Raw genomic sequence first — 24,004 nt, 5'->3', positions numbered from 1 at the left:
AATTTCAATGCAATTTAGGAAAAGCTTTGCACATTATGCCTATTCTACTTACCCTTACTGTTTTTACCAGGCCCAATTGGACAGTTGATCTTATAGAAGGTGTAGGAAAGGCTTACTCCGTTGTAGAAGTATAGGTCTCTGCTGTTCGGATTCATGACCTGCTCGTTCTGATCAGTGAGATTGTCAAAGTCGTCGGTAAACAGGACTCTTACTCCGGCTTCAAAGCCTAAGTTCCAATGCTCAGAGAGGGCATATTTGGCTCCTACCCCAACTGGAACAGCCAAAGCAAAGGCAGTTCTGTAGGCTTGCTCTTTGTCTGCGTTCTCTGGGTAGATTCTACTTGGCTCAATAGCGGTAGTCTTATTATTGAACACTAAGCCGGCCACACCTACTGTGAAATAAGGAGTCCAGCGTACGTCGCGCCTGAAATCATAGTAATCCATGAAGTTATAGTCAATCCCTGCGCTTAGCTCAAGAAAACTAGTAATGACAGTAGCCTGTCTATACATAGACAGTGGTAACTCCCTGGCCAGAAAGGACGGATTATCTGTTAAATCTTCATCTTCTGCCTTGATTCGGCCAATGAGCAAGCCTGCTTTCCAGGCAAGGGCATTGGAAATGTCTTTCTTGTAAAAAAGGTTAAGCGCAGGTCTGTTACTTCTTAAACGGTAACGGGGGGCAATGTCACCTTTATATACTACTCCGCCAATGCCAATACCTAGTTCACTGGTGGTTCTTGGCTGCCCTGTTTGCTGCTGCGCATGCGCAGGTAACACAAAAAAAACACTCCCTATTTGTACCAAGGTGCAAATAAGGAGTGTGCGTACTGTTTGTAAAATCATTTACTCAAAATCAGAAGGTGTTTCCGTATTAACGGAATTTAGGTCCTCTTCGTGCAGGAGTCAAGATATAATTTAAAGAAAAACCTGTAGTGATGTACCAGTCATCATCAGACACGTCACCTCTTTGGTCTCCTTTGGCACCGTATCCTGCTAATCTGCTGTAACCGTTTTCTGTGATAATTGGATACTGGCTAGCACGTGAGTTCTGAGCACTTCTATCAGAAAGAATTGCGGCAGCTGTGCTCAAATCGCTCTTATCTGCATACGTAGTACTTACATCGTCTAAGTAGTCAGTGAAGGTTTTACGCCAGGTGATCTCAAAGCCTAAATCCCAGTATCTAGCCAACTTGTATTTTACACCAAAACCAAACGGAATAGCGAACTGGATTTTTTTGTATGGTTCAGGATAACCTTCTCCGTTAGCATGTTGCCCTTCTGTTCCTAATGGCTGCAGTTCATACCAGCCTGCTGCCAGACGAGCATCAGTTCCGTCATAATAGGCTTTAGGGTTGTGGTGCAGTACAGCTACCCCGGCGAAAGCGTAAGGTGTGAAGTCTGGGCGACGCATGAAGGTTCTGCGGTTCTCAAACAAATCTACCACTCCTTGCACGCTTAACTCCTTGATGTCATTTCTGAAGCTAAGGTTACGCTTGAATCTTGGCTCGTTCTCTGGTTCAGAGAAATCGGCGCTTTTGCTATCATCTCCTGTTATTCTTCCCCAAGACAGGGCAGCACGACCATATATTCTGGGAGTGAATTTGCGGGTAAAATGTACCGATACGCTTGGACGGGTAGAGCTAAGACGTAAGCTGGTAAAGTCAGACTCAGGGGTTACATCGCCAAAATAATTCATGGCGTTTAAACTGATCCCTACACTGTTGTAAAGATTTCTCCTACTAAAACGCTGGGCTTCCGCTTCCGGAAGAGCCGCCATAAAGAGAACAAACAAAATTAAAGAAGTAGAGAAAAATTTTTTCATGCCATCAACTGTTACTGTATTTACTTTCAATTTGCAAAGCACGCTTGCTCTGCGGTGGACAAAATTATACCTTTTTTTATTACAACAAAGAAGTATATAGGACTTTTTTATATTTAAGTTCTATTTAATTGTTTCGCTGGTCAAGTCCCCAATGCATCTTTGTTCTAAGCGTCGTTAAAAAATTCACTTGATTCAATTTAACCAGCCTTGCATTAAAGTCCTCCCTCCTCACTGCCAGTTGAATAGAGGCATCTACCGGTTTAGACCTAGAATCTAAAGAAACCAAATATCTGGTACTCCGGCCTTCAATTTCGAAAGAAATTACACTTTTATCAGAAACCACCAGAGGCCGTACGTTCAAGTTATGAGGGCATACGGGAGAGATTACAAAATTGTTTGTTTGTGGCATCATCACCGGTCCTCCGCAGGAAAGCGAGTATCCGGTAGAACCCGTGGGGGTTGCCACTATCAGGCCGTCTGCCCAATAAGAATTTAAATATTCCCCGTCGATGTACGTATGAACCGCAATCATGGAGGAAGTATCGCGCTTTAATATAGAAAATTCATTTAACCCGAAGTTTTTCCCCTCAAACACATCCTGGTCGCTGTCCAGGTGGATTAAAGACCGATCTTCCAGGGTAAAATGTCCTTTCAACAGGGAATCAATGGCTACTTCCAAATGAGCATAAGGTACTGAAGCTAAGAAACCTAGCCTTCCCATATTTATACCCATAATAGGAATTTGCAAAGCTCCCACGTAAGTCACCGCATCCAGCAGAGTACCGTCGCCACCTAAACTCAGCATGTAGGTGACATCCTGCAGGTTAGTGTCGCGGGTGAAAACCTCGGCCTGCGGAGGTATACCCGTAAAGGGAGCCAGCGACTCTTCGAAATGATCTGCGACTGTAACCGGAATTCCCTGCCGGATTAAGATATCAAATAGCCGACGCACAAAAGGAATTACTTCCTCTTTTACAGGCTTACCGACTATTGCTATTTTCATGACCAGGGCTGCTCAAAGATATTGCAATTAATTCAATATCAAGACAAAGGTAGCAGGCGTTCGCCTATATAGGAAATTTAAATATTCAAGTATCTCAAAAGCATGTCCAGCCTGTCCTGATCTTCTGGGGCTCCGGAGACGTCCTGGAACTGGGCCGTGATTTTGTAGCCGAACCGCTCCAACGTGGCCACAATCCGGCTTAAGTCCATGGTATTGATTTTCAGGGTGAGCTTTATTTTGAAAATATCAACCTCGTCTGGCGAGACATTGGCACTGAGAATCTTGGCGTTGTTAGACTCTACCAGACGACTGATCTCACTCAAAGAATAGTCCCGCTCGGCCATGCACAGCACCAGAATTCCACCCTGGCCTTGAATAGCAGACATCTGCCCGAAGGCCGAGATAGTGTCATTGACCGTAATCACGCCTAGGTATTCCTGTAGATCGTCTAGCACGGGCACTACCTGCACCTTGTTCTTGATGGCAAGTTCCATCACGTTGTAAAAGTGCTGGTTCTGCTGCACGTGCACGTGCTCAAAATCAAAAGGAATGTTCTCTAAAACCATCTCGGGGTTCTTGGCCTCCAAGACATTTTCCTCGGTGACCAAACCCAGATATTTCCGGTTCTTCACCACGGGCAATTGGTTCAGCCGGAACTCATCCATCCACCGCACGGCTTTTTCCCCGGTGTCAGAGAGTTTGAGCGGCGGTACCATCTGGTTTATCAATTCTTCAGCTATCATACACAGCAGTCTTTAACAGGAATTCTTCTAAGATACTGTTAAAAGCGTTTGGATGTTCCATCATGGGGGCATGACAGCAGCAATCAATGAAGCGGAGCTCTGAATTCTGAATCAATCTATTGAACTCATGCGCGACCACGGGTGGCGTAATAGTATCGTTCAGGCCCCAAATAAGCAAGGTAGGAGCCTTAATCCCGCCAAGGTCTTTGCCCAGATTATTCCGCTGCGCCGATTTAGCGATGGAAATGATCCGGAGGACTTTAGGGTTGCTGTTGGTGATGTCAAACACTTCATCTACCAGGTCCTTTGTAGCCACGGCAGGGTCATAGAACGTGTACTCAATACGTTCTTTCACAAAGGAGTAGTTGCCCCGCTTAGGAAAAGAACCACCCATGGAATCTTCAAACAAGCCAGAGCTGCCGGTCAACACCAGGCGTTTCACATGCTCAGGACGCTTCAAGGCAAACTCCAAAGCCACGTGCCCACCAAGGGAATTCCCCAGCAAAGTGAGGTCAGTCAGGTTTTTGTGAGCAATGAATTCCTCCACGAACTCAACCAAGCCGGGAACGCTGGCCTGCGGCAAGGGCATCTCATACAATGGCATAAGCGGAATAACCACGCGGTAGTTCTTATGGAAATAAGAGACCACACCCTGCCAGTTACTTAGCGCGCCAAACAGCCCGTGCAAGAGCAACAGCACTTCGCCCTGACCTTCATCTATGTATTCAAACCCGCCTTCCTTCTTGATTTCCAAGTTCATGTGAGAGAATCGCTTGTATTGGTAGTAAGTAGAAACAATTATAGAGTTGTAATATTAGCAATATTCACCCAATTTCTGAGCATTTCCAGTCCATGTTGAGTCAGGGCGGCCTCTGGATGGAACTGCAAGGCGTACAAAGGCAAGTGTGCGTGCCGGAAAGCCATCAGTTCTCCCTCAGTTGTTTGCGCCAGAGGCACCAGGTCTGTCGGAGACTCCTGCACCACCAGCGAATGGTAGCGCACCACTGGTATCCTGGAGGGTAGCCCCGCAAAAATGGGGTCTGGCACACAGTCAATTTCCGAGATCTTGCCGTGCATCGGCCGAAGGCCTTTCTCTACCTTCGCCCCGAAGAACTGGCCCAGCGCCTGATGCCCCAGGCAAATTCCCAACATGGGCAGGCGGTCGTGGTAAAAGTCAATGACAGCGGGCATCACTCCGGCTTTCTCTGGTGTTCCCGGCCCCGGCGACAAGACAATGCCTTCCAGCGGCAGCGCTTTCAATTCTTCCAAGGGCACATCGTTCCGACGCACCTCTACTTCCACGCCCAGCTGCCGGAAATAATCATAAAGGTTATAGGTGAACGAATCGAAATTGTCTAAAAGCAACAGCACAGTGGAGAAACGCAGCGAAGAGAAAAAAGATATTCCTGCTTTAGGCCCGTTCTTGTCAAAACAGGCCTAAAGCAGGAACTTAATAAGTGATATTCAGACAGGGGCGGAATTTACCCATTCTTGCCTTCTTCCGTTTCAGCCCTGTTTTAGAGAAAACAAGCTCCAAACAGAAACGGCTCTTAGGCAAAGGATTCCAAGGCTTTCCGCCCGAAGGGAATGATCCACTGTACGAATGCCCACGCGTTGGGTGCGGCATCCAGGTAATACGGGTACACTTCTGACTTGCGCACGGTTTGAAGTGTTACATCCAGACCGGTAGCATTGGCGAAATAAACAAGCAGACAAATAGCGAATCCCCATTTGGCTGCCCCTACCAAAGCCCCGATGACGTTATCCATCAGCCCGAGGGGCGTGAGGTGCACGGCTTTTTTGATGACCATGCCAATGGCCCTTACCGCAAACCCAATCCCGATGAACACCACCAAATACGGCAAAAAGGGCAGGAACCCGGCTTTGTCGCCCAGCCATTCATGGATGGGTGGCGTGAGCAGGCCCACTATTTTCATCCCGAAAACGGTTAGGATGATCAAAGAGGCCAACGAAGCGATCTCCAGCACCAAGCCTTTGAAGAAACCCTTGAAAGCGCCGTAAGCCACGGGCAGCAGCAAAAACAAATCAAACGTGCTCACGCAAGAAGTAGAGTTAGGCGTTGGTGTTGTTCAGGAGGGCGTTCACGGCGTTGGAGATCGCGCGGCCATCGGCTTGGCCCGCCAGTTCACGGGAAGCCACGCCCATTACCTTGCCCATGTCAGAGGGTCCCAGGGCACCAACGCGTTGGATGATCTCCAAAAGACGCTCGCGCAGATCTCCCTCGTCTAACTGCTGCGGCAGGAACTCCTCAATAATGGCCAGCTCGGCTAATTCTACTTCCTCCAGATCAGGGCGGGATTGGGTGCGGTACACTTCCGCAGATTCGCGGCGCTGCTTGGCGGCTTTGGTCAGTAGTTTCAGCTCGGTGTCAGGGGTGAGGGCGGTCACGCCACCTTTCTCGGTTTCGGCCAACAGAATCTGCGATTTGATACCGCGTAGGGCTTGCAAACGCACTTTGTCTTTCGCCAACATGGCTTGCTTGATACCGGCTTCTACTTTTTCTTTGAGGCTCATAGTTTTATTTAGGTAAAGGTGCTGCGGCACCCGGGTCAGAAATCATTTAGGAAAGTGACGGCAAGTTTCTTTTATCTTTGCTCCATTCAATCCAAGGAACGCAAACGTAAGAGTAACATGACGAAACTGAGCGTAAATATAAATAAAATAGCCACGCTACGGAACGCGCGCGGCGGTAACCGACCAAATGTAGTGCAAACTGCGTTGGACTGCGAGCGTTTCGGGGCACAGGGCATTACGGTGCACCCACGGCCCGATGAACGTCACATCCGGTTCCAGGATGTATACGACCTAAAAGAAGTAGTGACCACCGAGTTCAACATAGAAGGCAATCCTACCCCAGATTTCATCAAACTGGTGTTGGCCGTGAAGCCCGAGCAGGTGACCCTGGTACCCGATGCCCCTGACGCCATCACCTCCAATGCCGGTTGGGACACCCTCAAGCACAAAGACTTTCTGGTAGACGTCATCAATCAGTTTAAAGCCGAAGGAATCAGGACCTCCATTTTCGTGGATCCCATCAACGCGCAGGTAGAAGGCGCCGCCCACACCGGCACCGACCGCATTGAACTCTACACCGAGGCCTACGCCCACGACTATTTAGCGAACCGCGAGGCTGCCGTAAAACCGTACGCTCAGGCTGCCCGCGTAGCCCAGCAGTGCGGGTTGGGGTTGAACGCCGGCCATGACCTGGATCTGGACAACCTGCGCTACCTGAAAGAACAACTGCCTAACCTGGCCGAGGTTTCCATTGGGCACGCCCTCATCTGCGACGCCCTGTATTATGGACTGGAAAACACCATTCAGTTGTACTTGCGCCAACTCAATTCCTAATGCCTGGTCTTTCGTTTACGGCCCCTTTTCTGAAAACCAGCCCTGAAACCAGCGCCAGGCTGCATTGTCTATGTTAGGCCTGTTACTGAAGATAACGGCCCTGGTCATAGCGGCGCAATACGGCGTGCGGTTCTATTCCTGGCTTTTCAGGAAACAGCAACGAGTGTTTTTTCTTTCGTCCATGCGCCAGTTCAAGATGGTGTTCTGGTCTTTGCTGAGTTTCTGGCTGGGCGGCACCATGCTGGGAATGCTGCTCAGAGACCAGAACGTGACCCCACTGGAAAGAGGCATCGCCATTAGCCTGGGCACCATGTTATTTCTATTTGCCTTGCCTACGTTGCTAGTGCATTTCCAGTATTGGCGCCACGAACGGGAAAATGCTTTGGAACTGGAAAAGGAAACCAACACTGCTTTGCTTTTGCAAACCAGCGGCCGGTATTTGCTGGACCAACAGCACATCAGGGAAATTACGCAGACTAGTTGCCTCTCTAAGCGCTTCTTCTGGAGTTCTTACCAGTACCTGACCCTCACCCTCACCGATGGACAACAGGTAAAAATTACTTCCCTGCTCATAGATTTAGAGCAACTCAAAGCCCTTTGGCCGCGCGTCCCCTACCAAACCAAAACGAAATGGGCCTGTTTTCTGTAAAACAAGCCAGAAACAGAACCTCGCACTCAATCCCTCCAGACCATGGAATTAAATTATAAAGTACTAGGCGAAGGCCAACCCCTCCTCATCTTACACGGACTTTTCGGCACGCTAGATAACTGGCAGACGCTTGGCCGGGAGTTCTCCAAAACCTTCAAGGTGTATCTGATTGACCTGCGTAACCACGGCCGGTCGCCCCATACCCCCGAGTTCAGTTATCAGCTCATGACCGATGATCTGCTGGAGTTCTTTGAACAGCACCAATTGGAGGACGCTTTCATCATCGGGCACTCCATGGGCGGCAAAGTGGCCATGAACTTCGCGCTGCAGCACCCAGAGAAGCTTTCCAAACTGCTGATCGCCGATATTGCCCCCAAAGCCTATCCGCCGCACCATGACGACATCATCACCGGTTTCCGGTCCATCGATTTGAATACCATCCAGAACCGCCAGGAAGCTGATGACCAACTGGCCCTGAAGGTGGATGATTTCGGGACGCGCATGTTCCTGCTTAAGAACCTGTACCGAAAAGACGACAACACCTTCGGCTGGCGGCTGAACCTGGATGCCATTGAGCAGAACCTGCATCAGGTCTTGAGTAATATTGCCTCTGAAACGCCTTTCACTAAACCCACCCTGTTTCTGCGCGGCGGCAACTCCCGCTACATCAAACCCGAGCAGGACCTGGCGCAGATTCAAAGCCTGTTCCCCAATGCTACCATAGAAACCATTGAGAACGCCGGCCACTGGCTCCACGCCGAGCAGCCCCAGGAGTTTTACCGCCTGACAATGGAGTTTCTGCAAAAGTAGAGGCTGCTTTCAGGCCATTTTGAGAATTCTGAACTCAAAACGAAAATAGTGCCTGAGCCAAGGTCTACCTAGTTCGCCCACAAGATTCTTCCAGGATGACCAAAGAGGAAGAAGCAGGAGGACAAAGGGAAATAACCCAGATTATAAATGGGGATTAACCCAGATGATAACAGGGAAAAGCTGCGCCACCTGTTTTAAGCCGCTTTTAGATAAAACACCGAAGAAACATGAGCACACCCGCCAAAGGCACCCTCTTCCTGATTCCAACCGTTCTGGCCGAGGACACCGCCTCAGCGGTCATTTGCCGGCAAGTAGCCGATGTCACGGCGCAGCTTAAGTACTTTCTGGTGGAGAATGCCCGCACTGCGCGCCGCTACATCAAATCCATCGCGCCCAGCCAAACCATAGAAGAACTGCAGATCACCGTCATCGATAAAAACTCTTCCGATGCTGAACTGACCGCTGCCTTGAAACCGATTTTAACAGGCCAAGATGCAGGCGTGATCTCAGAGGCGGGCTGTCCCGGCGTAGCCGATCCAGGAGCGGAATTAGCCCGATTGGCGCATCAGCACGGGGTAAAGGTAGTGCCGCTGGTCGGGCCCTCGGCGATTCTTATGGGTCTGATGGCTTCGGGGTTCAACGGCCAATCCTTCGCTTTCCACGGATATCTGCCTATTGAGAAACGCGACCGTATTCAAGCTTTGAAAGGGTTGGAGAAAGAGATGGCGATAAAGGATCAGACGCAGATTTTCATGGAAACGCCGTACCGCAACAAACAGATGATTGACGATCTGCTTTTGCACCTGAGTAAAGACACCAAGCTGTGCATCGCGGCCAACATCACCGGCTCTAATGAGTTCATCAAAACCCTCCGCGTCGCCGACTGGAAAGGAAAAGTCCCCGATCTGCACAAGCAACCCGCCATCTTCCTGATCTACAAACGCTGAGACCTTAGCTGCTTTAGGGCCGTTTTCTGAAAATCAGGCTTAAAATAAGTAAAGGCATTTGGGGAGAAGCTGTTTTCTGCGGGTAGTAAAGGGTATTTCCCGTAAAGCTAAGCTTTGGCGGTTCCATTTGTTTGCCTCTCTAAAAGCCGCCGCCGTTGGTGCGTGTTCTTACCAACAACTGAGACTACGCTGCCAACAAAAGGGCAACCACAAGAGATTGCCCTTACAAATCATTTTATCTAATTGAAAGGTATTTAGGGCCTTGTTTTCAGAAACCGGGCCCTAAACACTTTTTCTTATTTTGGCATAAGCCAGCCTTGCGGGTTCAGGTTGGTTTGGTTTTTCCATATCTGGAACTGAAGTTCAGAAGTACCCTCGGCATCGGTGTAGACGGTACCGATGTTCTGCTTGGCACTGATTTCCTGGCCTTCGGTCACGCTCACGGTCCGGAGCTTGGCATAAACGGTGAAGTATTCGCCGTGCTGCACCATCACAATGTTGTTCATACCCGGAATGGTCTGCACCGCCAGAACTTTCCCCCCGAAAATAGCCCGTACTCGCTCATTAGCCCCGGTCTGGATGTCGATACCGCGGTTCTCCACTACTACGCCTTTCAATACCGGGTGGGCCTGCCGCCCGAAGCGCTGGGAAATAAAGCCTCGTTCTACCGGCCAGGAGAAACGTCCTTTGTTCCCGGCGAAGTTTGAGGACAAGGCGGCGGCCTCTGGGGTAAGGGTCACGCGGTCGGTGCGGGAGACGGTAGCCTTGGTCTTGGCAGGTGCACTGGCACCGGTGGCTGGTTCATCTGGGGCAGGTTTTCCGGCAGCTGCGGCGGCTCTGGCGGCAGCGGCTGCTTCGCGGGCTGCTTTGGCTCTGGCTGCTGCTTCGGCGGCACGGGCGGCCCGGGCAATCTCTTCGCGCACGATATTAGCAATCAATCTATTCAACTGCTGCACCGCTTTCTGGCGCTGTTCTACCTCCTGCTTCAAGGATTGTTCCTGTTGGCTGAGTTGCTGAATAACCTGGTCCTGCTGGTCATGCATGGAAAGCAGGTTCTTGTTTTCATTCAGCTGCACATGCAGAAGGCTTCTCTTCTGCTTTTTCTGGGAGGTAAGGGTATTTAATTGCTGGGTCAGGTTCTGCTGCACTTCCTCAATGGCGGCTGCCTGCTTTTTACGCGCCTCAGTGTATTGGCGTAGGTAACTCATGCGGCGCATCATCTGGTTAAAAGAATCTGAGGCGAACAGGAACATGAGCTTGTTGTAGCTGTTAGCCGTCTTTGAAGCCGCGTAAATCAGGCGGGAATACTCTTTTTTGAGTTTTTCCAGATCAGTCTGGGCATCGGCTACCTTCTCTTCGGTGGTGCGCAGGTCACGGTTGAGGTAAACGATCTCTGAGGAAATGTTCTTGATGACGCCTTTTTGCACGGTGATCTTTTCCTTGATCACGTTCAATTGTCCCAAAGAAGCTTGCTTTTTCTGGGCGGTTTCCTGTAAGATGCGGTTGGCTTCCTGAATGCGCTTGAGGTTAGCGTTTTTTTCGCGCTCCAGCTGGGCTTTACTTTTCACCGGAGCTTTCTTTGCTCCTGATTTAGAAGGGGTACGGGTGGTCTTTTTCTGCTGAGCCTCAGCAGAATTGAACCCAATCAAGAAAAAGAATAAAAAAAGATAAAGTAGCCCCGCCCTATTTACGTTCATAGTTCGAAGGTACTGAAAAAGGGAAATCGAGAGAAGTTTCAGACGTAGAAACCTGTCTGTGCTTCACGGCCACCACGGTGGTTTTTGCCGTATTCCCCTCGGGCTGCTGGATGGAAAGCAGCATGGCCATGGCGAATGGTTTCCCGTTCAGATCCTCGAAATCCTGGTAATCTACGGTCATGAAATCCTTGGTCTGCAGATTGCGCACCTCGGTGCGTTTCAGCTTGAACTTGGTGGTATCCACGAACTGGTCTATTTGCAGGTTGGTGCGTAAGCTACGCAGGTGCTGCACGGGTCCTTCCTGCTCCAGCTTTTCCCGTCCGTTATCCCCGGCCACAAAATTCCCGATCAGGATGTCCTGCAGCGTTTTGAAGTCTACGTCTACGTTGTAGCGTTCCTGCAGCATGTTGTAAGAACCCACAAAATACTCGTCTTTAAGCCGATTCACGACATACACCGAGTCTGGGGTAACTTTCAGGCGGGCGGCCTCAAAACCCAATGCCTGCACAGAGGCCCAGATGACCTCGTTTTTCTTCATGCGCAGCGTGAGGTTGGCGTTGATCTTGGTGCTTTCGCTCTGCACCTTGCCTTTGGCCGAGAAGAAGGTATAATCTGTGTTTACTACGTTTACTCTGTTAATGCTTTCCGGGGCTACTGCTCCTGAGGCGCCAGGCACTTCCTTTTTACCACATCCTACCAATACCAGCAAACTCAATCCTAACGCGTATATATAACTTTTACTATTCATAAAGTTTCTTGTCTTTAATCTTCTTGCTGATGCCCACGGAGGCACCGCCCACCTGGTTTGCGCGTACCCACTGCTTCAAAGCTAGGTCTCGTTGCCCCAGTTGGTAGAGTACATCGCCGTAGTGTTCAATGATGGTGGCATCTGAAGAGTTGGCCACGGCTTTTTCAAGCAACTTTTTGGCTTCCTGGTAATCTTTGAGTTTGTACAGCACCCACGCGTACGTATCTAAGTACGTAGGATTGTCTGGATATTGCGCCACCAGTGTACTGGCCAAGGCTTTCGCTTTTGCCAGGTTCTGCCCTCTGATGGACAAAAAGTAGCTGTAGTTGTTCAACGCATGCGGATTAGAAGGCTCTACCGCTAACACGGCTTCAAACGCCTGGTCTGAGAGCGCGAACTGTTCCATTGAATGGTAGGCATCACCCAATTGCAGGTTGAACTGTAACTGTAAATCACGGTTATTCCCAGCTAACCGTCTGCCGTACTCCAAGGATTTGGTGGCTTTGGGATAGTTTTTATTAATGAGGTGAGCTGTTCCGTTGTAGAACCAAAACATGGGCTGGTTCGGAAAAAACTCAAGAGCCCGTTCTGAGTGCACAATCAGGGAATCGTTCTGGTTCATTTCCCCATCAAGGAGCACAATCTGCTGCCAGATTTTGTAATGGCCAGGGTCCAGAGCCACCGCTTTCACGTAACTGTCACGGGCGGGTAATTTCTTGCCCGCATTCACATAAATATCGCCGGCTACGGCAAAGGCTTTGGCCTCCCGCGGGTGGGCACTGGTGGTCAGTTCCGCCAGTTTCATGGCTTGGGCTGCCACTTTCTCATCTGGTAAGCGCTTGATGTAATCTACCAGAATCTTCACTTTGGAGTCAATGTCCAGCGATGGATTCCCGAAGGCTTTTTCCAGTTGGGCATCGGCCTCTGCTGTTTTGCCTTGTTGTTGCAGAAGATCGGCTAGCATCAGACGGCCGTAGGCGTTATCCGGGGCTACGGCCAAGGCTTTGTGGGCCATGTTCACTGCTTCGGCAATCTTCTTGTTAGCAGCTAAGATCTCGGCCTGGGCCAACAGGTAACGGACTTCCTCGGGCTTAGAGGAAATCAGGTTTTCGCCTTCCTGCAAGGCTTTGGCCAGGTTGTTCTGTTTGAGGTAGATCTGCTGCTTTTTAAAGGAGATTTCCTCAATAAGGCCATATTTCTCTTCAATCTGCCCCAAGGTACGCAGGGCATCGTCTAACCTGTTTTTGGCCAGATACAGGTCTGTCAGGTTAAAGAGGTACTGTTCTGTGTTGGGTAGTTCCTGCGTGAGGCGGGCGTAGACTTTGATGGCATTTTCATACTCCTGCTGATTTGAGTAAATCTGGGCCAGCAAGAGATGGTAATACGGGTTTTTAGGCTCTAGCTCCAGCGCAGCTTTTGCAAAGGGCAAGGCGCCACGCACATTGCCCAGAAGTAAGCTGGTTTCTGCTAGCTTGTAATTGACCGCCGCGTTGGTAGGACTGATGGCATAGGCTCGCTGGAACCGGTCCAGTGCTTTGTTATGCTCTTCCAGGAGGAAGAACTTCATGCCTTCCAGAAAATAGGACTCACTTAGCTGCTGCTCTTGCGGGCTAAGGGTAAGAGGGGGAGTACCGGTTGTACCGATGGGCGAACCCTTCTCTTTTTTGCGCTCAGACTGGGCATAGCTTTTCTCACCCGCTACCACCATTCCGCACAAAACAGCCACTATCGTGAGTCCTCTCTTCAACATAAAATTAGATCTCCTGTCTAGCCACGCAGGGTGTTGTAGTCGCCTAAGCTCAGGTCAGCGGGCACCCCTTCGTATACAACGTAATTGCCTACCATTGAGTTAGCTATGTGGGCGTGGTTTACCTTACTGCTTTCCTGTACAATGCTGTTGCTGATCACAGACCCGCTTACCTGCGTGTTGTTTCCAATGGAAACGTGCGGACCCACCACAGAATTGTTTAATACTACATTTTCCCCTAAATATACCGGCGGTATAATAACACTGTTGTTCACCTGTGCGGTTCCCGATACAAGACCTTCTTCGTCTTTGATGTACTCCAGGTAGCGCTGATTGGTGAACACGGTAGAGTCTTTGTTTCCGCAGTCAAGCCACTCAGAGATCTGGCCGGGGATGAACACCGATCCTTTGCTCTTCATGTTCTCCAGAGCGTTGGTGATCTGGTACTCGCCTTTGTCTTTGATGTCATTGTCCAGCAGGTACTGCAACTCGCTACGCAGGTACTCGCCGTCCTTGAAATAGTAGATGCCTATGATGGCCAGGTCAGACACGAATTCCTGTGGTTTCTCCACGAACTCGGTGATATGTCCCTGATCGTTCAATTTCACCACGCCAAACGGACGCGGGTCTTCTACTTTCTGTACCCAGATGGTGCCCTCGGCGGAGGTATCTAGCTTGAAATCGGCTTTGAAGAGGGTATCGGCGAACGCCACTACTACGTTGCCTTTCAGGGCGCTTTGGGCGCAAAGGATGGCGTGGGCAGTACCCAGCGGCTGATCCTGGTAATGGATTGTACCTACGGCTCCAACAGACTCGGCTATCTTCAATAGTTTCGCCTCTACCTCAGCCCCAAACCTACCAATAATGAAGGCTACTTCTTCAATGGGCTCCTGGCACACCTTGGCAATATCTTCCACCAACCGCTGCACAATTGGTTTCCCTGCGATAGGAATAAGGGGTTTAGGAACAGTAAGGGTGTGCGGGCGCATACGTTTGCCCATGCCGGCCATTGGTACAATGATTCTCATAGTGTGTCTTAAAAAGGTTGCTTATAGTAAGGCCTACCTACGGAGATTTCGTATTTTGGATATAAAACTTTCCGTTTTCAGGCTATTTCTCCGAAAATATAGTAAAAACCGAAGATAATCAATTTAAAGTTTGCCGGTACTGCCATACCCGCCAGCACCGCGCTCTGTCTCGGTGAGTTCATCCACGGCTTCCCAGGCTACCCGTTCGTAGCGGGCCACCACCATCTGCGCGATGCGCTCGCCGTCTTCTACCACGAAATCAGCATCGGATAGGTTTACCAGCAAAACCTTGATCTCGCCGCGGTAATCGGCGTCAATGGTACCGGGGCTGTTTACAATGGAAATGCCGTGTTTGAACGCCAAGCCACTGCGGGGCCTGATCTGCGCCTCGTGACCCTCAGGCAATTCAATGGAAAGCCCCGTGGGGATGAGCGTGCGTTGCAAAGGTTTAAGCGTCACAGGAGCATCCAGGTTAGCCCGTAAGTCTAACCCGGAAGAATGTTCTGTGGCGTAAGCGGGCAGAGGGTGCTTGCCCAGATTGATAACTTTAACTGGAAGTGTAGTAGTCATAGACAGCTAATATACGAATTTATCTATTTAACGGCCTTAACCTGCCGCTGAAGGGGCTTTTCCACCACCCAAACTACCGCTATAAAGATCCCGCATAGCGCGAAATGGTACGCCTGCCGTAGCCAGAAATTCTCCATCTCCCACGCGTTGGCCAGCCAAATCAAAGCCGATGCCAAAAGCAGGTACCCAAAAATAGCTTTAATGGGATACGGCACCGGGAAATATTTCTGCCCAATCACATAACACACCACCGACATGGTAAAATAGCACAGGAAGGCCGCAATAGCGCTGCCCATGTAGCCCAGGACCGGAATCAACAGGAAATTCGCCACCACCGTCACAATCGCCCCGAAGATGGTGATATAGGTACCGTACTGCGTTTTATCAGTGAGTTTGAACCAGACGGTCAGGTTATAGTAAACCCCGTTAAATAGATAGGCTAGCAAAAGCACGGGCACTACTTCCATGCCCGTGCGATACGCTTTCTGCCCCAGGAAATACTGGAAAAGATCCAGGTTGGCGCTTATTCCCAGGTACGCCAGGGCGCAAACAATCACAAACCAGCGCATGACCACCGCAAAGGTCGCCGGCGAGTTCTTGTCTTGCGACTGCGAGAAGAAGAAGGGCTCCGCTGAATACCGGAAGGCCTGAATCATGAGGCTCATCATGATGGCCAGTTTGTAGTTGGCCCCGAAAATCCCGAGGGCGTCTTCGTTGCTCACCCCGGAATAGAAGCCCTCTGGGAGCCAGTCTTCCAGCATGAGCCGCGAGAGCATTTCGTTGGTGGCTCCGGCTAAGCCCATCACCAGAATCGGGAAAGCATACACTAGCATTGGCTGCATTTCTCCCAAACTAAGCTTAAAACGGAAATCTGAGAACTCTTTCCACAGCATGGGAATAAACAGCAGGTTGGCTATCATGTTCACCAGGAAAATGTACCCTACGCCCAACTCGGGATCATAGATGGTCTCAATGAAGGGCCTTAACTCAGCCAAATACTTGCCCTCGTACACGTGGCGGCAGAAAAGCAGAAAGAATAGGTTTCCGGCGATTACCAGGAAAATGTTGGTTAACCGAATAATGGCGAAGCGAACCGCTTTGTTCTCTAGCCGCAAACGGGCAAACGGGATGGCGGAGATAGCGTCTACCGCCATGGTGATGGCCAACCAAACGATATACTTTTCCCGTCCCGGGTATCCCAGTTGTGTTGCTATAGGAGAAGAGAACAGGAAAATAACAGCCGTAAACAAAAGGCTGGAAGTAAGCAGAAGCGTCTGAACTTTGTGGTACAGCGCTCTTCTATCTACCCCCGGTTTATTGGCGTAACGGAAAAAAGCTGTTTCCATTCCATAGGTATACACAATGTTGAGGAAAGCAACAATGGCATACAGTTTGGTGACAACCCCATACTCAGCAGGCGCAAATACCCCCGTGTACAGAGGCACCAACAAGTAGTTCAGGGCCCGGCCTACAATGCTGCTGAGCCCGTACGCTGCCGTCTGCCCCACCAGTTTCTTTGCAATACTCATATCAGGGAAATGGCAGGAAAGGAGGTGATGAAAAACTTCCTTTTCCTATTTACACCTGCTCCCGTTTCGGGCCTGTTTGGTGAAAACAGACCCAAAACGGGAGCAGGCAAATGTTTACGTATCTATTTGGCTTGGATCAGGATCTAAGACCTATTCTCCCTTAAACGCAGGTTTGCGTTTCTCCAGAAACGCCGAAGTTCCTTCTTTGAAGTCCTCTGACCCGCAGCAACGGCTGAACGAATTGGCTTCGGTCTGGTAGCCGTTTTCCTCTTTATCATACCAGGCGTTCACGCAGTCTACAATCATACCTACCGCCAGTGGCGCCTTGGCCACAATCTTCTGCATGATCTCCAGGCATTTGTCCATTAGGCCTTCGGGAGAGGTCACGTGGTTGACCAGACCAATCTCTTTAGCCTCGGCTGCTGTGATCATATCTCCAGTCATCATGAGTTCCATGGCCTTGCCTTTGCCTACCAACTGAGTCAGGCGCTGCGTGCCGCCATAACCGGGGATGATGCCAAGGTTCACCTCAGGCTGGCCGAAGCGGGCGTTTTCACTGGCTACCCGTATGTGGCAAGCCATGGCCAACTCACACCCGCCGCCCAACGCAAATCCGTTTACGGCCGCAATCACGGGTTTAGGGCTTTCCTCGATCATGGAAAAGACCTCCTGCCCACGCTCAGCGAAGCGGCGCCCGTTCACCTCGTTCAGCTCCGCGATCTCAGCGATATCGGCCCCGGCTACAAACGCCTTCTCGCCACTTCCCGTCAGGATAACGCCCCGCACCTGCGGGTCATCATACACTTCCTGCATGGCGGTGTTTATCTCCTTTACCGTCTCAATGTTGAGGGCATTCATTTTGTTTGGCCTGTTGACCGTTATAAACAAAATGCCGCCTTTGTTTTCCAGCAGAAGGTTGTTGTAATGGACCATGTTCTATCTTCTAAACGTGAGTTTCCCTTAAAATAAGAGGCGCAAATATAAAGAAATCCACACAGATTACTCTGCTTGCCCCCTACCCTTTAAAAATACTCTTCATGGCTACTTTTTTAGCCGAAAAGCTTAGGAAAGTATAAAATTTTTCGCAAATTTAAGTTCTAATCTCTGGAACAGATCCCCCACGTTTCGCGTTACACGGCATATTTCCTTTTCTCTTCGCAATCAAACCTATAAGATGAGTTTTTTCAGATATGTTGCATTTGCCATGGCGCTTATCCTTTTAGGAGCAAACGCGTCTGAGGCATCGGCGCAAAAGCCAAGAAAATCGAAGCGCGAGGCTGCCCGCCGGGGACCTGACGGCATCAGGAAAGGCCAGGTCTCTTCTGGTAACGTTGACCGCGAGATGCTGCTGGACCGCCAGAAAGCCGTTGCCTCGGCCAAGACCAGTGGCGGCATGTACTCGGGTCCGCGCTATTCCATGCCTGACAACAAATATGACACCGGCAAAGGTGCTTTCTCCATTGGGTCTTACAAGAACAAGACAGCTCCAAAAAGAGCCACCAGAACCCGTAAATCAAAGCGCCTCATTGACCAGGATAACCCCAACGGAAAGATGTACCAGCAAAGCCTGAACAAGCGCAACCGCAAGTTCCTGATCTTCTAGATCAGAGATATAGCTTCAAATGTAAACAGGAACGCCTCTTCTACTTTTAGGAGAGGCGTTCCTGTTTACAGCCCGTTTTGCGGAATCTAAGCCTAAAATGAAGTCTGTTATGAATGGCAGAGACACCCGTAGACCTATGGACACCACGAGGTCTTTGGGATACTACCCTTTCCTTCAGAATTGAATAACAAACCCTTTATTGCCTCTTTTCTTGAAAATAACCTTAAAACAGAATGTGCACTTTTTAACCAGGTGAATTGCTTCCCCAAACATATTCCTGCTTCTTCCAAGCCCCGTAGCGTCCGGAAGTCCTGCGAGTGTCTCTGCCGATGGTGTTGTCCACATAAATTCCCTTCATACCGAATTCTCTATGTTTCCACAAAAACAAGCCGGAAACCTAAAATAAAGAAAGCCCCACCTGAGAAGGTGGGGCTTTCTTTATTTTAAACTAAACTGTTGTTCAACTGAAGACTAAAGCGTCCGTTTGATCTCGCGCTCTTCGTACGCTTCAATGATATCCCCTTGGTTGAGGTCATTGAAGTTCTTGATGCTGATACCGCACTCGTAACCTTGGCGAACCTCCGCCGCATCGTCTTTGAAGCGTTTCAGGGCCAGGATCTCGCCGGAGTGAACCACGATACCATCGCGCACCAGACGAATCTTGGAGTTCCGGGTAATGGTACCATCGGTCACCATACAACCAGCAATTGTTCCCACTTTGGTGATCTTGAACACCTCGCGTACCTCTACGTTGGCAACTACCACTTCTTGTACAGTTGGCGCCAACATACCTTCCATGGCGTCTTTCACCTCGTTGATGGCGTTGTAGATGATAGAGTACAGACGGATGTCGATTTGCTCGTTCTCGGCCAGTTTGCGGGCATTGGAAGACGGACGAACCTGGAAACCAATGATGATCGCATCTGAGGCCGAAGCCAAAAGAACGTCTGACTCAGAGATCTGTCCTACGCCTTTAGACAGGATGTTCACCTGTACCTCTTCGGTAGACAGTTTCAGTAATGAGTCAGAAAGGGCCTCTACGGAACCATCCACGTCACCACGTACAATCACATTCAGTTCCTTGAAGGTACCGATGGCCAAACGACGACCGATCTCATCCAGGGTGATGTGTTTCTTGGTACGCATGCTCTGCTCACGCTGCAACTGCTGACGGCTCACGGCAATCTCACGGGCTTCACGCTCCGTCTCCATCACCACGAACTTGTCTCCGGCTTGGGGTGCTCCATCAATACCCAACACCTGGATCGGCATTGACGGCCCGGCTTTCTTGTGGCGCTTGCCTAACACATCGGTCATCGCTTTCACGCGACCATAATGCGAGCCTGCTACCAGAATATCCCCGATTTCTAACGTTCCGGTTTGCACCAGTACGGTAGCCACGTAACCACGGCCTTTGTCCAGGGCGGCTTCAATCACGGTACCCACAGCACGACGGTCTGGGTTTGCTTTCAGCTCCAGTAATTCTGCTTCCAGCAATACTTTCTCCAACAGCTCGTCAATTCCTTGTCCGGTTTTGGCCGAGATCTCCTGGCTTTGGTATTTACCACCCCACTCTTCCACCAGTACGTTCAACTGGGCAAGTTCCTCACGAATCTTGTCTGGGTTAGCGGTTGGCTTATCCACTTTGTTAATGGCAATCACAATAGGTGAACCGGCTGCTTGGGCGTGGTTCAAAGCCTCTTTGGTTTGCGGCATCACGCTGTCGTCAGCGGCTACCACAATGATAACCACGTCGGTTACTTTGGCACCACGGGCACGCATGGCGGTAAAAGCCTCGTGACCCGGAGTATCCAGGAAGGTGATGTCTTTCCCGGCTTCGGTGGTTACTTGGTAGGCACCAATGTGCTGGGTGATACCCCCGGCCTCACCGGCGGTTACTTTGGTTCTTCTGATATAATCCAGCAAAGAGGTTTTACCGTGGTCAACGTGACCCATGATAGTCACAATTGGCGCACGCGGTTGCAGATCCTCTTCGGCATCTTCTTCCTCTACGCCGCGGTTTTCATCGTCCTCAGTGGTAGCAAATTGGATTTCATACCCGAATTCATCGGCGATGATAGTGATCGCCTCGGCATCAAGACGCTGGTTGATAGACACGAACATGCCCAGGTTCATACAGGTCTTGATCACGTCGTTCACGCTCACATCCATCAGAGCTGCCAGGTCATTCGCAGAAACGAACTCGGTTACGCGTAGAATCTTAGATTCCAGCTGCTCCTGCATTCTGCGCTCATCGGCGGCGTCTGCCACGGCAGAACGTTTCTCACGGCGATATTTGGCACGGTTTCCTTGGTTACCGCCTTTACCACCGCTCAGACGGGCCAAGGTAGCCTTAATCTGATCCTGGATTTCCTTGTCTGTTAATTCGGCACGTGGGGCATTAGGTGCTCCCGTACGTTGTCCTGGGCCGCCCGGACGCTGACCCGGACCTCCGCCCGCTGGACGGTTGCCCTGGTAACCTCCGCCTCCGCCACCTGGACGTTGGCCTTGGCCTGGTCCGCCGGCACCGCCTTGGCGGTTGGCAGCCTGACCTGTTCCTAAAGGACGGGTGCTGGTGGCTCTATCGCCTGCGCGGTGTCCTTGCGGAGCTGCCGTTGCATTGCCGCCGGCTCCACCCTGAGCACCGGTTTTAGGCACTTCAATGCGTTTACGTTTCTTTTTGTCTCCTCCGCCTTGACCTTGTCCCTGACCTGGTTGACCTTGGCCTCCGGGTTGGTTTCCTCTGCGGCGCTCATCTGAAGACGCCACTGGTTTTCCGCCTTTCCCACGGCCACCGCTTACCGGTAGTTCAATCTTACCAAGAACGGTTAAGCCTTTCAGCTGGTCGGCCTGGGCTTTGATAGTGGTCTGTGGTACTTCTGGTGCCGCAGGCTCTGCTGGTTTCTCTTGCGCAGCAGGAGTTGCAGCGGCCGGAACAACCGGAGCACTTGGTGCTGGGGCTGGAGCAGCCGCAGGGGTTGTATCTGGGGCAGGAGCGACTGGAGCAGCCGGCTTTGGTGCCTCTGCCACAGGAGCAGGTGCAGGCGCGGGAGCCGAAACTTCTGCAGGCTTTTCTGAAGCAGCAGGTGCAGCAGGTGCCTTGGCTTCTACCGGCGCTTGTGGCGCCGGAGCAGCTGGTGCGCTCACGGGTTCAGGGGTGGCAGGTTTTGGGGTTTTTGCTACTACTGGGGCAGGAGCAGATGCCGCGGGGGCTGCAACAGTTTCAACGGGCTTTTCTGCTGCTACCGGGGTTTCTGCCGGTCTGCTAGGAGCCGCCGCGGCTGGAGAAGATGCAGGTGCCTCGACTACTGGAGCTGCTGCTGGAGCAGCTGGTGCCGGAGTTGCCACCGGCGCAGGCGCTGGTTTAGGTACTGGCCTTCCTTTTGCATCCAATTCAATCTTACCCAAAATTTTGATACCGGGCAAAGAAGAAGTGGCTGTAGCAGCGGCTGGCGCAGAAACAGGGGCAGAAACTTGCGGCGCTGGGGCGGCGGCTGGTTTTGGCTGCTCTGAGGCCTGCGTTCTTACCTGGTTGGATTTGATAAACATCTCCGCTTCAGGTTCAGCCTGCTTCTTAGGCTCGGGTCGGTGCTCTTGCTCAGCGGGCTTTTTCCCAGGAAGGTTCAAATCTGCCGCCTCGGCCTTGGCCTGCATAGAGGAAGCAAACTCTTTCGACAGCATATTGAACTGCTCCGGGGTAATTTTTGAAGTAGGTTTATTTTCGATATCAACCCCTTTGGCCTTCAAGGTATCCACCACAGTGGAGACGCTGATGTTCAAGGTGGTTGCTACCTGTTTAAGCCTCATCGTTCTTTCTTCTGACATGTTCAAATATGCTGTTATGATTTACTTTTAGTAGTTACTTGTTTCTTACTCATTAAAAGGATGGGCGGCCTTGGCGACTACGCGTTTTTGACCATATTCCCGGAAAACAGGCCCTAAACGGCTCCCATCCTTCCGGTCAGATCAAATAACCCGGCACATTAAGCGCACCACTAGTTGTTATTGCTTTCTTCTGAATCAAACTCCTGGCGGATGATGTTGAGCAGGTCTTCTACGGTTTCTTCTTCAAGCTCCGTTCTGCGCACCAAATCCTCCTTGCTGACGGCCATTACACTGCGGGCTGTGTCCAGACCTATGCGCTTCAGTTCGTCAATTACCCAGCTTTCAATCTCGTCAGAGAATTCTTCCAGGTTGATGTCCTCATCAAACTCTTCCGTTTCACGGAACACGTCAATTTCTAAGCCCACCAACTTACTGGCGAGTTTGATGTTCTGACCGCCTTTACCAATCGCCAATGACACTTGGTCTGGCTTCAGGAACACAGAGGCACGGCCGGTTTCTTCGTTTATCTTGATGCTGCTGATCTTGGCAGGGCTCAGCGCCCGCTGGATGTACAGCTCCATGTTGTCTGTGTAGTTGATCACGTCAATGTTCTCGTTCTCCAACTCCCGAACGATGGTATGGATACGCGAGCCTTTCATACCCACGCAAGCTCCTACCGGATCAATACGGTCATCGTAAGACTCCACGGCAACTTTGGCACGCTCACCTGGCTCACGCACAATCTTCTTGATGGTAATTAAACCGTCAAAGATCTCGGGCACCTCGCCTTCAAAGAGACGCTCCAAAAACTGGGGAGAAGTACGGGAAAGGATGATCTTTGGGTTACCGTTAATGATCTCCACGCGCTGCACCACCGCCCGTACCACGTCACCTTTGCGGTAACGGTCTTTGGGGATCTGCTCAGATTTAGGAATCAGCAACTCATTATCCTCATTGTCAAGAATCAATACCTCGCGGTTCCACACCTGATAGACTTCGCCGGAGATGATCTCCCCAACCTGGTCTTTGTACTTTTGGTACAGCAGGTCTTTCTCTAAATCTTTTACGCGCTGAATAAGCGTCTGGCGGGCGGTCAACACGGCTCTGCGGCCAAAGTCTTCCAGTTTCACCAGCTCAGATACTTCTTCGCCTACTTCAAAATCGGGCTCAATCTTGCGGGCATCTGAAAGGGCAATTTTATCATCGTCCCAGATGTCCTCTGAGTTATCATCCACGATTTCGCGGTTACGCCAAATTTCAAGATCGCCTTTCTCTACGTTCAGGATGATGTCAAAATTCTCATCAGTAGACCATTTCTTCCGGATCATTGTACGGAACACATCCTCCAAGATCCGCATCATGGTAGGGCGGTCAATGTTCTTGAATTTAGCGAACTCCGCAAACGACTCGATCAATACTGAACTATCCATGTCTTTCTTATTTAAAAGAGATTACAATCTGCGCTTTCACAATATCACTGAAGGCCACGTGAACGGGCTCCAGCAACGCTTTCTTATGTTTCTGTTTTACTTCCTCGGCAAACAGGATTCCGTTTTCCAGGACTTCTCTGATTTCACCGATTTTCTCTACACCTTCGGCCAGCGTTATTTTTACGAATCGGCCCAGGTTTTTGGCGTACTGCCGCGGCGAGGTCAGCGGAAAATCAACACCCGGCGAAGACACTTCTAACACGTAGGAAATTTCTTCTCCGTAGGCCTCTTCAATCTGCTTGGCTATGCGGCGACTGATCTTAGCGCACTGGTCAATGCTAATGCCTTGGTCACCGTCGGCAAGGATTGTGATCTTGGGCCGCACTGGCGTATCAGACACCTTCACACTTACAATGAACAGGTCTGGTTCTGGCAGGGCTGCCTGGGCGTATCCTTGTATTATTATTTCCTCTAAGGCCATTCGC

The 24,004-nt window shown here is 50.6% G+C and carries 23 protein-coding genes; 5 read left to right on the top strand and 18 right to left on the bottom strand.

What is annotated here, in order from left to right; translation table 11 throughout:
- Window positions 1-44: 44 nt before the first annotated feature.
- The 8 genes from porG to EFB08_RS08145 all read right to left on the bottom strand — a co-directional run bounded on the left by porG (window position 45) and on the right by EFB08_RS08145 (window position 6,102).
- Window positions 45-776: a type IX secretion system protein PorG gene (gene porG, locus EFB08_RS08180; protein WP_165864835.1), complete on the bottom strand. Its 732-nt coding sequence runs from the start codon at window positions 774-776 to the stop codon at window positions 45-47.
- A 94-nt stretch (window positions 777-870) separates the two neighbouring features.
- Window positions 871-1,821, bottom strand: a complete 951-nt coding sequence (locus EFB08_RS08175) for a DUF6089 family protein (protein WP_123126463.1) — start codon at window positions 1,819-1,821, stop codon at window positions 871-873.
- Window positions 1,822-1,945: 124 nt separating this feature from the next.
- Window positions 1,946-2,824 carry an NAD kinase gene (locus EFB08_RS08170; protein WP_123126462.1) on the bottom strand — a complete coding sequence of 293 codons (879 nt, stop codon included), beginning with the start codon at window positions 2,822-2,824 and terminating at the stop codon, window positions 1,946-1,948.
- A gap of 77 nt (window positions 2,825-2,901) precedes the next feature.
- Window positions 2,902-3,567: a CBS domain-containing protein gene (locus tag EFB08_RS08165; protein WP_123126461.1), complete on the bottom strand. Its 666-nt coding sequence runs from the start codon at window positions 3,565-3,567 to the stop codon at window positions 2,902-2,904.
- Window positions 3,557-4,327 (bottom strand): alpha/beta fold hydrolase, encoded by a 771-nt coding sequence (locus EFB08_RS08160; protein WP_123126460.1) that lies wholly within the window; start codon window positions 4,325-4,327, stop codon window positions 3,557-3,559. The genes EFB08_RS08165 and EFB08_RS08160 overlap by 11 nt, the downstream gene beginning before the upstream one ends.
- A 38-nt stretch (window positions 4,328-4,365) precedes the next feature.
- Window positions 4,366-4,938: an anthranilate synthase component II gene (locus EFB08_RS08155; RefSeq protein ID WP_123126459.1), complete on the bottom strand. Its 573-nt coding sequence runs from the start codon at window positions 4,936-4,938 to the stop codon at window positions 4,366-4,368.
- Window positions 4,939-5,117: 179 nt separating this feature from the next.
- Complete coding sequence (locus EFB08_RS08150) at window positions 5,118-5,627, bottom strand: CvpA family protein (protein ID WP_123126458.1); 510 nt, start codon at window positions 5,625-5,627, stop codon at window positions 5,118-5,120.
- Between the two features lie 13 nt (window positions 5,628-5,640).
- Window positions 5,641-6,102 (bottom strand): GatB/YqeY domain-containing protein, encoded by a 462-nt coding sequence (locus tag EFB08_RS08145; RefSeq protein ID WP_123126457.1) that lies wholly within the window; start codon window positions 6,100-6,102, stop codon window positions 5,641-5,643.
- Between the two features lie 117 nt (window positions 6,103-6,219).
- On the opposite strand from EFB08_RS08145, the gene EFB08_RS08140 reads away from it, so the two are divergent.
- The 4 genes from EFB08_RS08140 to EFB08_RS08125 all read left to right on the top strand — a co-directional run bounded on the left by EFB08_RS08140 (window position 6,220) and on the right by EFB08_RS08125 (window position 9,342).
- Window positions 6,220-6,936 (top strand): pyridoxine 5'-phosphate synthase, encoded by a 717-nt coding sequence (locus EFB08_RS08140; protein ID WP_123126456.1) that lies wholly within the window; start codon window positions 6,220-6,222, stop codon window positions 6,934-6,936.
- 70 nt (window positions 6,937-7,006) lie between these two features.
- Window positions 7,007-7,585: a hypothetical protein gene (locus tag EFB08_RS08135; protein WP_123126455.1), complete on the top strand. Its 579-nt coding sequence runs from the start codon at window positions 7,007-7,009 to the stop codon at window positions 7,583-7,585.
- 42 nt (window positions 7,586-7,627) lie between these two features.
- Window positions 7,628-8,395, top strand: a complete 768-nt coding sequence (locus EFB08_RS08130) for an alpha/beta fold hydrolase (protein ID WP_123126454.1) — start codon at window positions 7,628-7,630, stop codon at window positions 8,393-8,395.
- Between the two features lie 227 nt (window positions 8,396-8,622).
- The gene (locus tag EFB08_RS08125) at window positions 8,623-9,342 is read left to right on the top strand and encodes an SAM-dependent methyltransferase (RefSeq protein ID WP_123126453.1); all 720 of its coding nucleotides are present in this window, start codon (window positions 8,623-8,625) and stop codon (window positions 9,340-9,342) included.
- 296 nt (window positions 9,343-9,638) lie between these two features.
- Here EFB08_RS08125 and EFB08_RS08120 read toward each other — a convergent pair whose 3' ends face one another.
- The 7 genes from EFB08_RS08120 to EFB08_RS08090 form a co-directional block, all read right to left on the bottom strand.
- Window positions 9,639-11,039, bottom strand: coding sequence for a murein hydrolase activator EnvC family protein (locus EFB08_RS08120; protein WP_123126452.1), 1,401 nt, complete (start codon window positions 11,037-11,039; stop codon window positions 9,639-9,641).
- Window positions 11,026-11,787, bottom strand: a complete 762-nt coding sequence (locus EFB08_RS08115; RefSeq protein ID WP_123126451.1) for a DUF4292 domain-containing protein — start codon at window positions 11,785-11,787, stop codon at window positions 11,026-11,028. The genes EFB08_RS08120 and EFB08_RS08115 overlap by 14 nt, the downstream gene beginning before the upstream one ends.
- The gene (locus EFB08_RS08110; RefSeq protein ID WP_227006263.1) at window positions 11,780-13,537 is read right to left on the bottom strand and encodes a tetratricopeptide repeat protein; all 1,758 of its coding nucleotides are present in this window, start codon (window positions 13,535-13,537) and stop codon (window positions 11,780-11,782) included. The genes EFB08_RS08115 and EFB08_RS08110 overlap by 8 nt, the downstream gene beginning before the upstream one ends.
- Before the next feature lie 17 nt (window positions 13,538-13,554).
- A complete protein-coding gene (locus EFB08_RS08105; RefSeq protein WP_123126449.1) occupies window positions 13,555-14,562 on the bottom strand; it encodes a sugar phosphate nucleotidyltransferase in 1,008 nt (335 codons plus the stop codon).
- A 123-nt stretch (window positions 14,563-14,685) separates the two neighbouring features.
- A complete protein-coding gene (gene dut / locus EFB08_RS08100; protein WP_123126448.1) occupies window positions 14,686-15,132 on the bottom strand; it encodes a dUTP diphosphatase in 447 nt (148 codons plus the stop codon).
- A 23-nt stretch (window positions 15,133-15,155) separates the two neighbouring features.
- Window positions 15,156-16,661, bottom strand: coding sequence for a lipopolysaccharide biosynthesis protein (locus EFB08_RS08095; protein WP_123126447.1), 1,506 nt, complete (start codon window positions 16,659-16,661; stop codon window positions 15,156-15,158).
- 150 nt (window positions 16,662-16,811) lie between these two features.
- Complete coding sequence (locus EFB08_RS08090) at window positions 16,812-17,594, bottom strand: enoyl-CoA hydratase/isomerase family protein (RefSeq protein ID WP_123126446.1); 783 nt, start codon at window positions 17,592-17,594, stop codon at window positions 16,812-16,814.
- A 241-nt stretch (window positions 17,595-17,835) separates the two neighbouring features.
- On the opposite strand from EFB08_RS08090, the gene EFB08_RS08085 reads away from it, so the two are divergent.
- Window positions 17,836-18,264 carry a hypothetical protein gene (locus EFB08_RS08085; protein WP_123126445.1) on the top strand — a complete coding sequence of 143 codons (429 nt, stop codon included), beginning with the start codon at window positions 17,836-17,838 and terminating at the stop codon, window positions 18,262-18,264.
- 471 nt (window positions 18,265-18,735) lie between these two features.
- Here the strand turns inward: EFB08_RS08085 and infB are convergent, their stop codons facing one another.
- The 3 genes from infB to EFB08_RS08070 all read right to left on the bottom strand — a co-directional run bounded on the left by infB (window position 18,736) and on the right by EFB08_RS08070 (window position 24,000).
- Window positions 18,736-22,071: a translation initiation factor IF-2 gene (gene infB, locus EFB08_RS08080; RefSeq protein WP_394342958.1), complete on the bottom strand. Its 3,336-nt coding sequence runs from the start codon at window positions 22,069-22,071 to the stop codon at window positions 18,736-18,738.
- Between the two features lie 188 nt (window positions 22,072-22,259).
- Window positions 22,260-23,519 carry a transcription termination factor NusA gene (gene nusA / locus EFB08_RS08075; RefSeq protein ID WP_123126443.1) on the bottom strand — a complete coding sequence of 420 codons (1,260 nt, stop codon included), beginning with the start codon at window positions 23,517-23,519 and terminating at the stop codon, window positions 22,260-22,262.
- Between the two features lie 7 nt (window positions 23,520-23,526).
- Window positions 23,527-24,000: a ribosome maturation factor RimP gene (locus EFB08_RS08070; RefSeq protein ID WP_123126442.1), complete on the bottom strand. Its 474-nt coding sequence runs from the start codon at window positions 23,998-24,000 to the stop codon at window positions 23,527-23,529.
- Between the last annotated feature and the right edge of the window lie 4 nt (window positions 24,001-24,004).

The sequence above is a fragment of the Rufibacter latericius genome (assembly GCF_003721515.1).
GTDB classification, from domain to species: Bacteria; Bacteroidota; Bacteroidia; order Cytophagales; family Hymenobacteraceae; genus Nibribacter; species Nibribacter latericius.
This window is presented reverse-complemented; position numbering and strand designations above follow the sequence as displayed.

Excerpts from the sequence above, each read along its gene's own strand:
- EFB08_RS08175 (WP_123126463.1), bottom strand. The coding sequence starts at position 1,821 with ATGAAAAAATTTTTCTCTACTTCTTTAATTTTGTTTGTTCTCTTTATG.
- EFB08_RS08170 (WP_123126462.1), bottom strand. The coding sequence starts at position 2,824 with ATGAAAATAGCAATAGTCGGTAAGCCTGTAAAAGAGGAAGTAATTCCT.
- EFB08_RS08165 (WP_123126461.1), bottom strand. The coding sequence starts at position 3,567 with ATGATAGCTGAAGAATTGATAAACCAGATGGTACCGCCGCTCAAACTC.
- EFB08_RS08160 (WP_123126460.1), bottom strand. The coding sequence starts at position 4,327 with ATGAACTTGGAAATCAAGAAGGAAGGCGGGTTTGAATACATAGATGAA.
- EFB08_RS08145 (WP_123126457.1), bottom strand. The coding sequence starts at position 6,102 with ATGAGCCTCAAAGAAAAAGTAGAAGCCGGTATCAAGCAAGCCATGTTG.
- EFB08_RS08140 (WP_123126456.1), top strand. The coding sequence starts at position 6,220 with ATGACGAAACTGAGCGTAAATATAAATAAAATAGCCACGCTACGGAAC.
- EFB08_RS08135 (WP_123126455.1), top strand. The coding sequence starts at position 7,007 with ATGTTAGGCCTGTTACTGAAGATAACGGCCCTGGTCATAGCGGCGCAA.
- EFB08_RS08130 (WP_123126454.1), top strand. The coding sequence starts at position 7,628 with ATGGAATTAAATTATAAAGTACTAGGCGAAGGCCAACCCCTCCTCATC.
- EFB08_RS08125 (WP_123126453.1), top strand. The coding sequence starts at position 8,623 with ATGAGCACACCCGCCAAAGGCACCCTCTTCCTGATTCCAACCGTTCTG.
- EFB08_RS08120 (WP_123126452.1), bottom strand. The coding sequence starts at position 11,039 with ATGAACGTAAATAGGGCGGGGCTACTTTATCTTTTTTTATTCTTTTTC.
- EFB08_RS08115 (WP_123126451.1), bottom strand. The coding sequence starts at position 11,787 with ATGAATAGTAAAAGTTATATATACGCGTTAGGATTGAGTTTGCTGGTA.
- EFB08_RS08110 (WP_227006263.1), bottom strand. The coding sequence starts at position 13,537 with ATGTTGAAGAGAGGACTCACGATAGTGGCTGTTTTGTGCGGAATGGTG.
- EFB08_RS08105 (WP_123126449.1), bottom strand. The coding sequence starts at position 14,562 with ATGAGAATCATTGTACCAATGGCCGGCATGGGCAAACGTATGCGCCCG.
- dut (WP_123126448.1), bottom strand. The coding sequence starts at position 15,132 with ATGACTACTACACTTCCAGTTAAAGTTATCAATCTGGGCAAGCACCCT.
- EFB08_RS08095 (WP_123126447.1), bottom strand. The coding sequence starts at position 16,661 with ATGAGTATTGCAAAGAAACTGGTGGGGCAGACGGCAGCGTACGGGCTC.
- EFB08_RS08090 (WP_123126446.1), bottom strand. The coding sequence starts at position 17,594 with ATGGTCCATTACAACAACCTTCTGCTGGAAAACAAAGGCGGCATTTTG.
- EFB08_RS08085 (WP_123126445.1), top strand. The coding sequence starts at position 17,836 with ATGAGTTTTTTCAGATATGTTGCATTTGCCATGGCGCTTATCCTTTTA.
- infB (WP_394342958.1), bottom strand. The coding sequence starts at position 22,071 with ATGAGGCTTAAACAGGTAGCAACCACCTTGAACATCAGCGTCTCCACT.
- nusA (WP_123126443.1), bottom strand. The coding sequence starts at position 23,519 with ATGGATAGTTCAGTATTGATCGAGTCGTTTGCGGAGTTCGCTAAATTC.
- EFB08_RS08070 (WP_123126442.1), bottom strand. The coding sequence starts at position 24,000 with ATGGCCTTAGAGGAAATAATAATACAAGGATACGCCCAGGCAGCCCTG.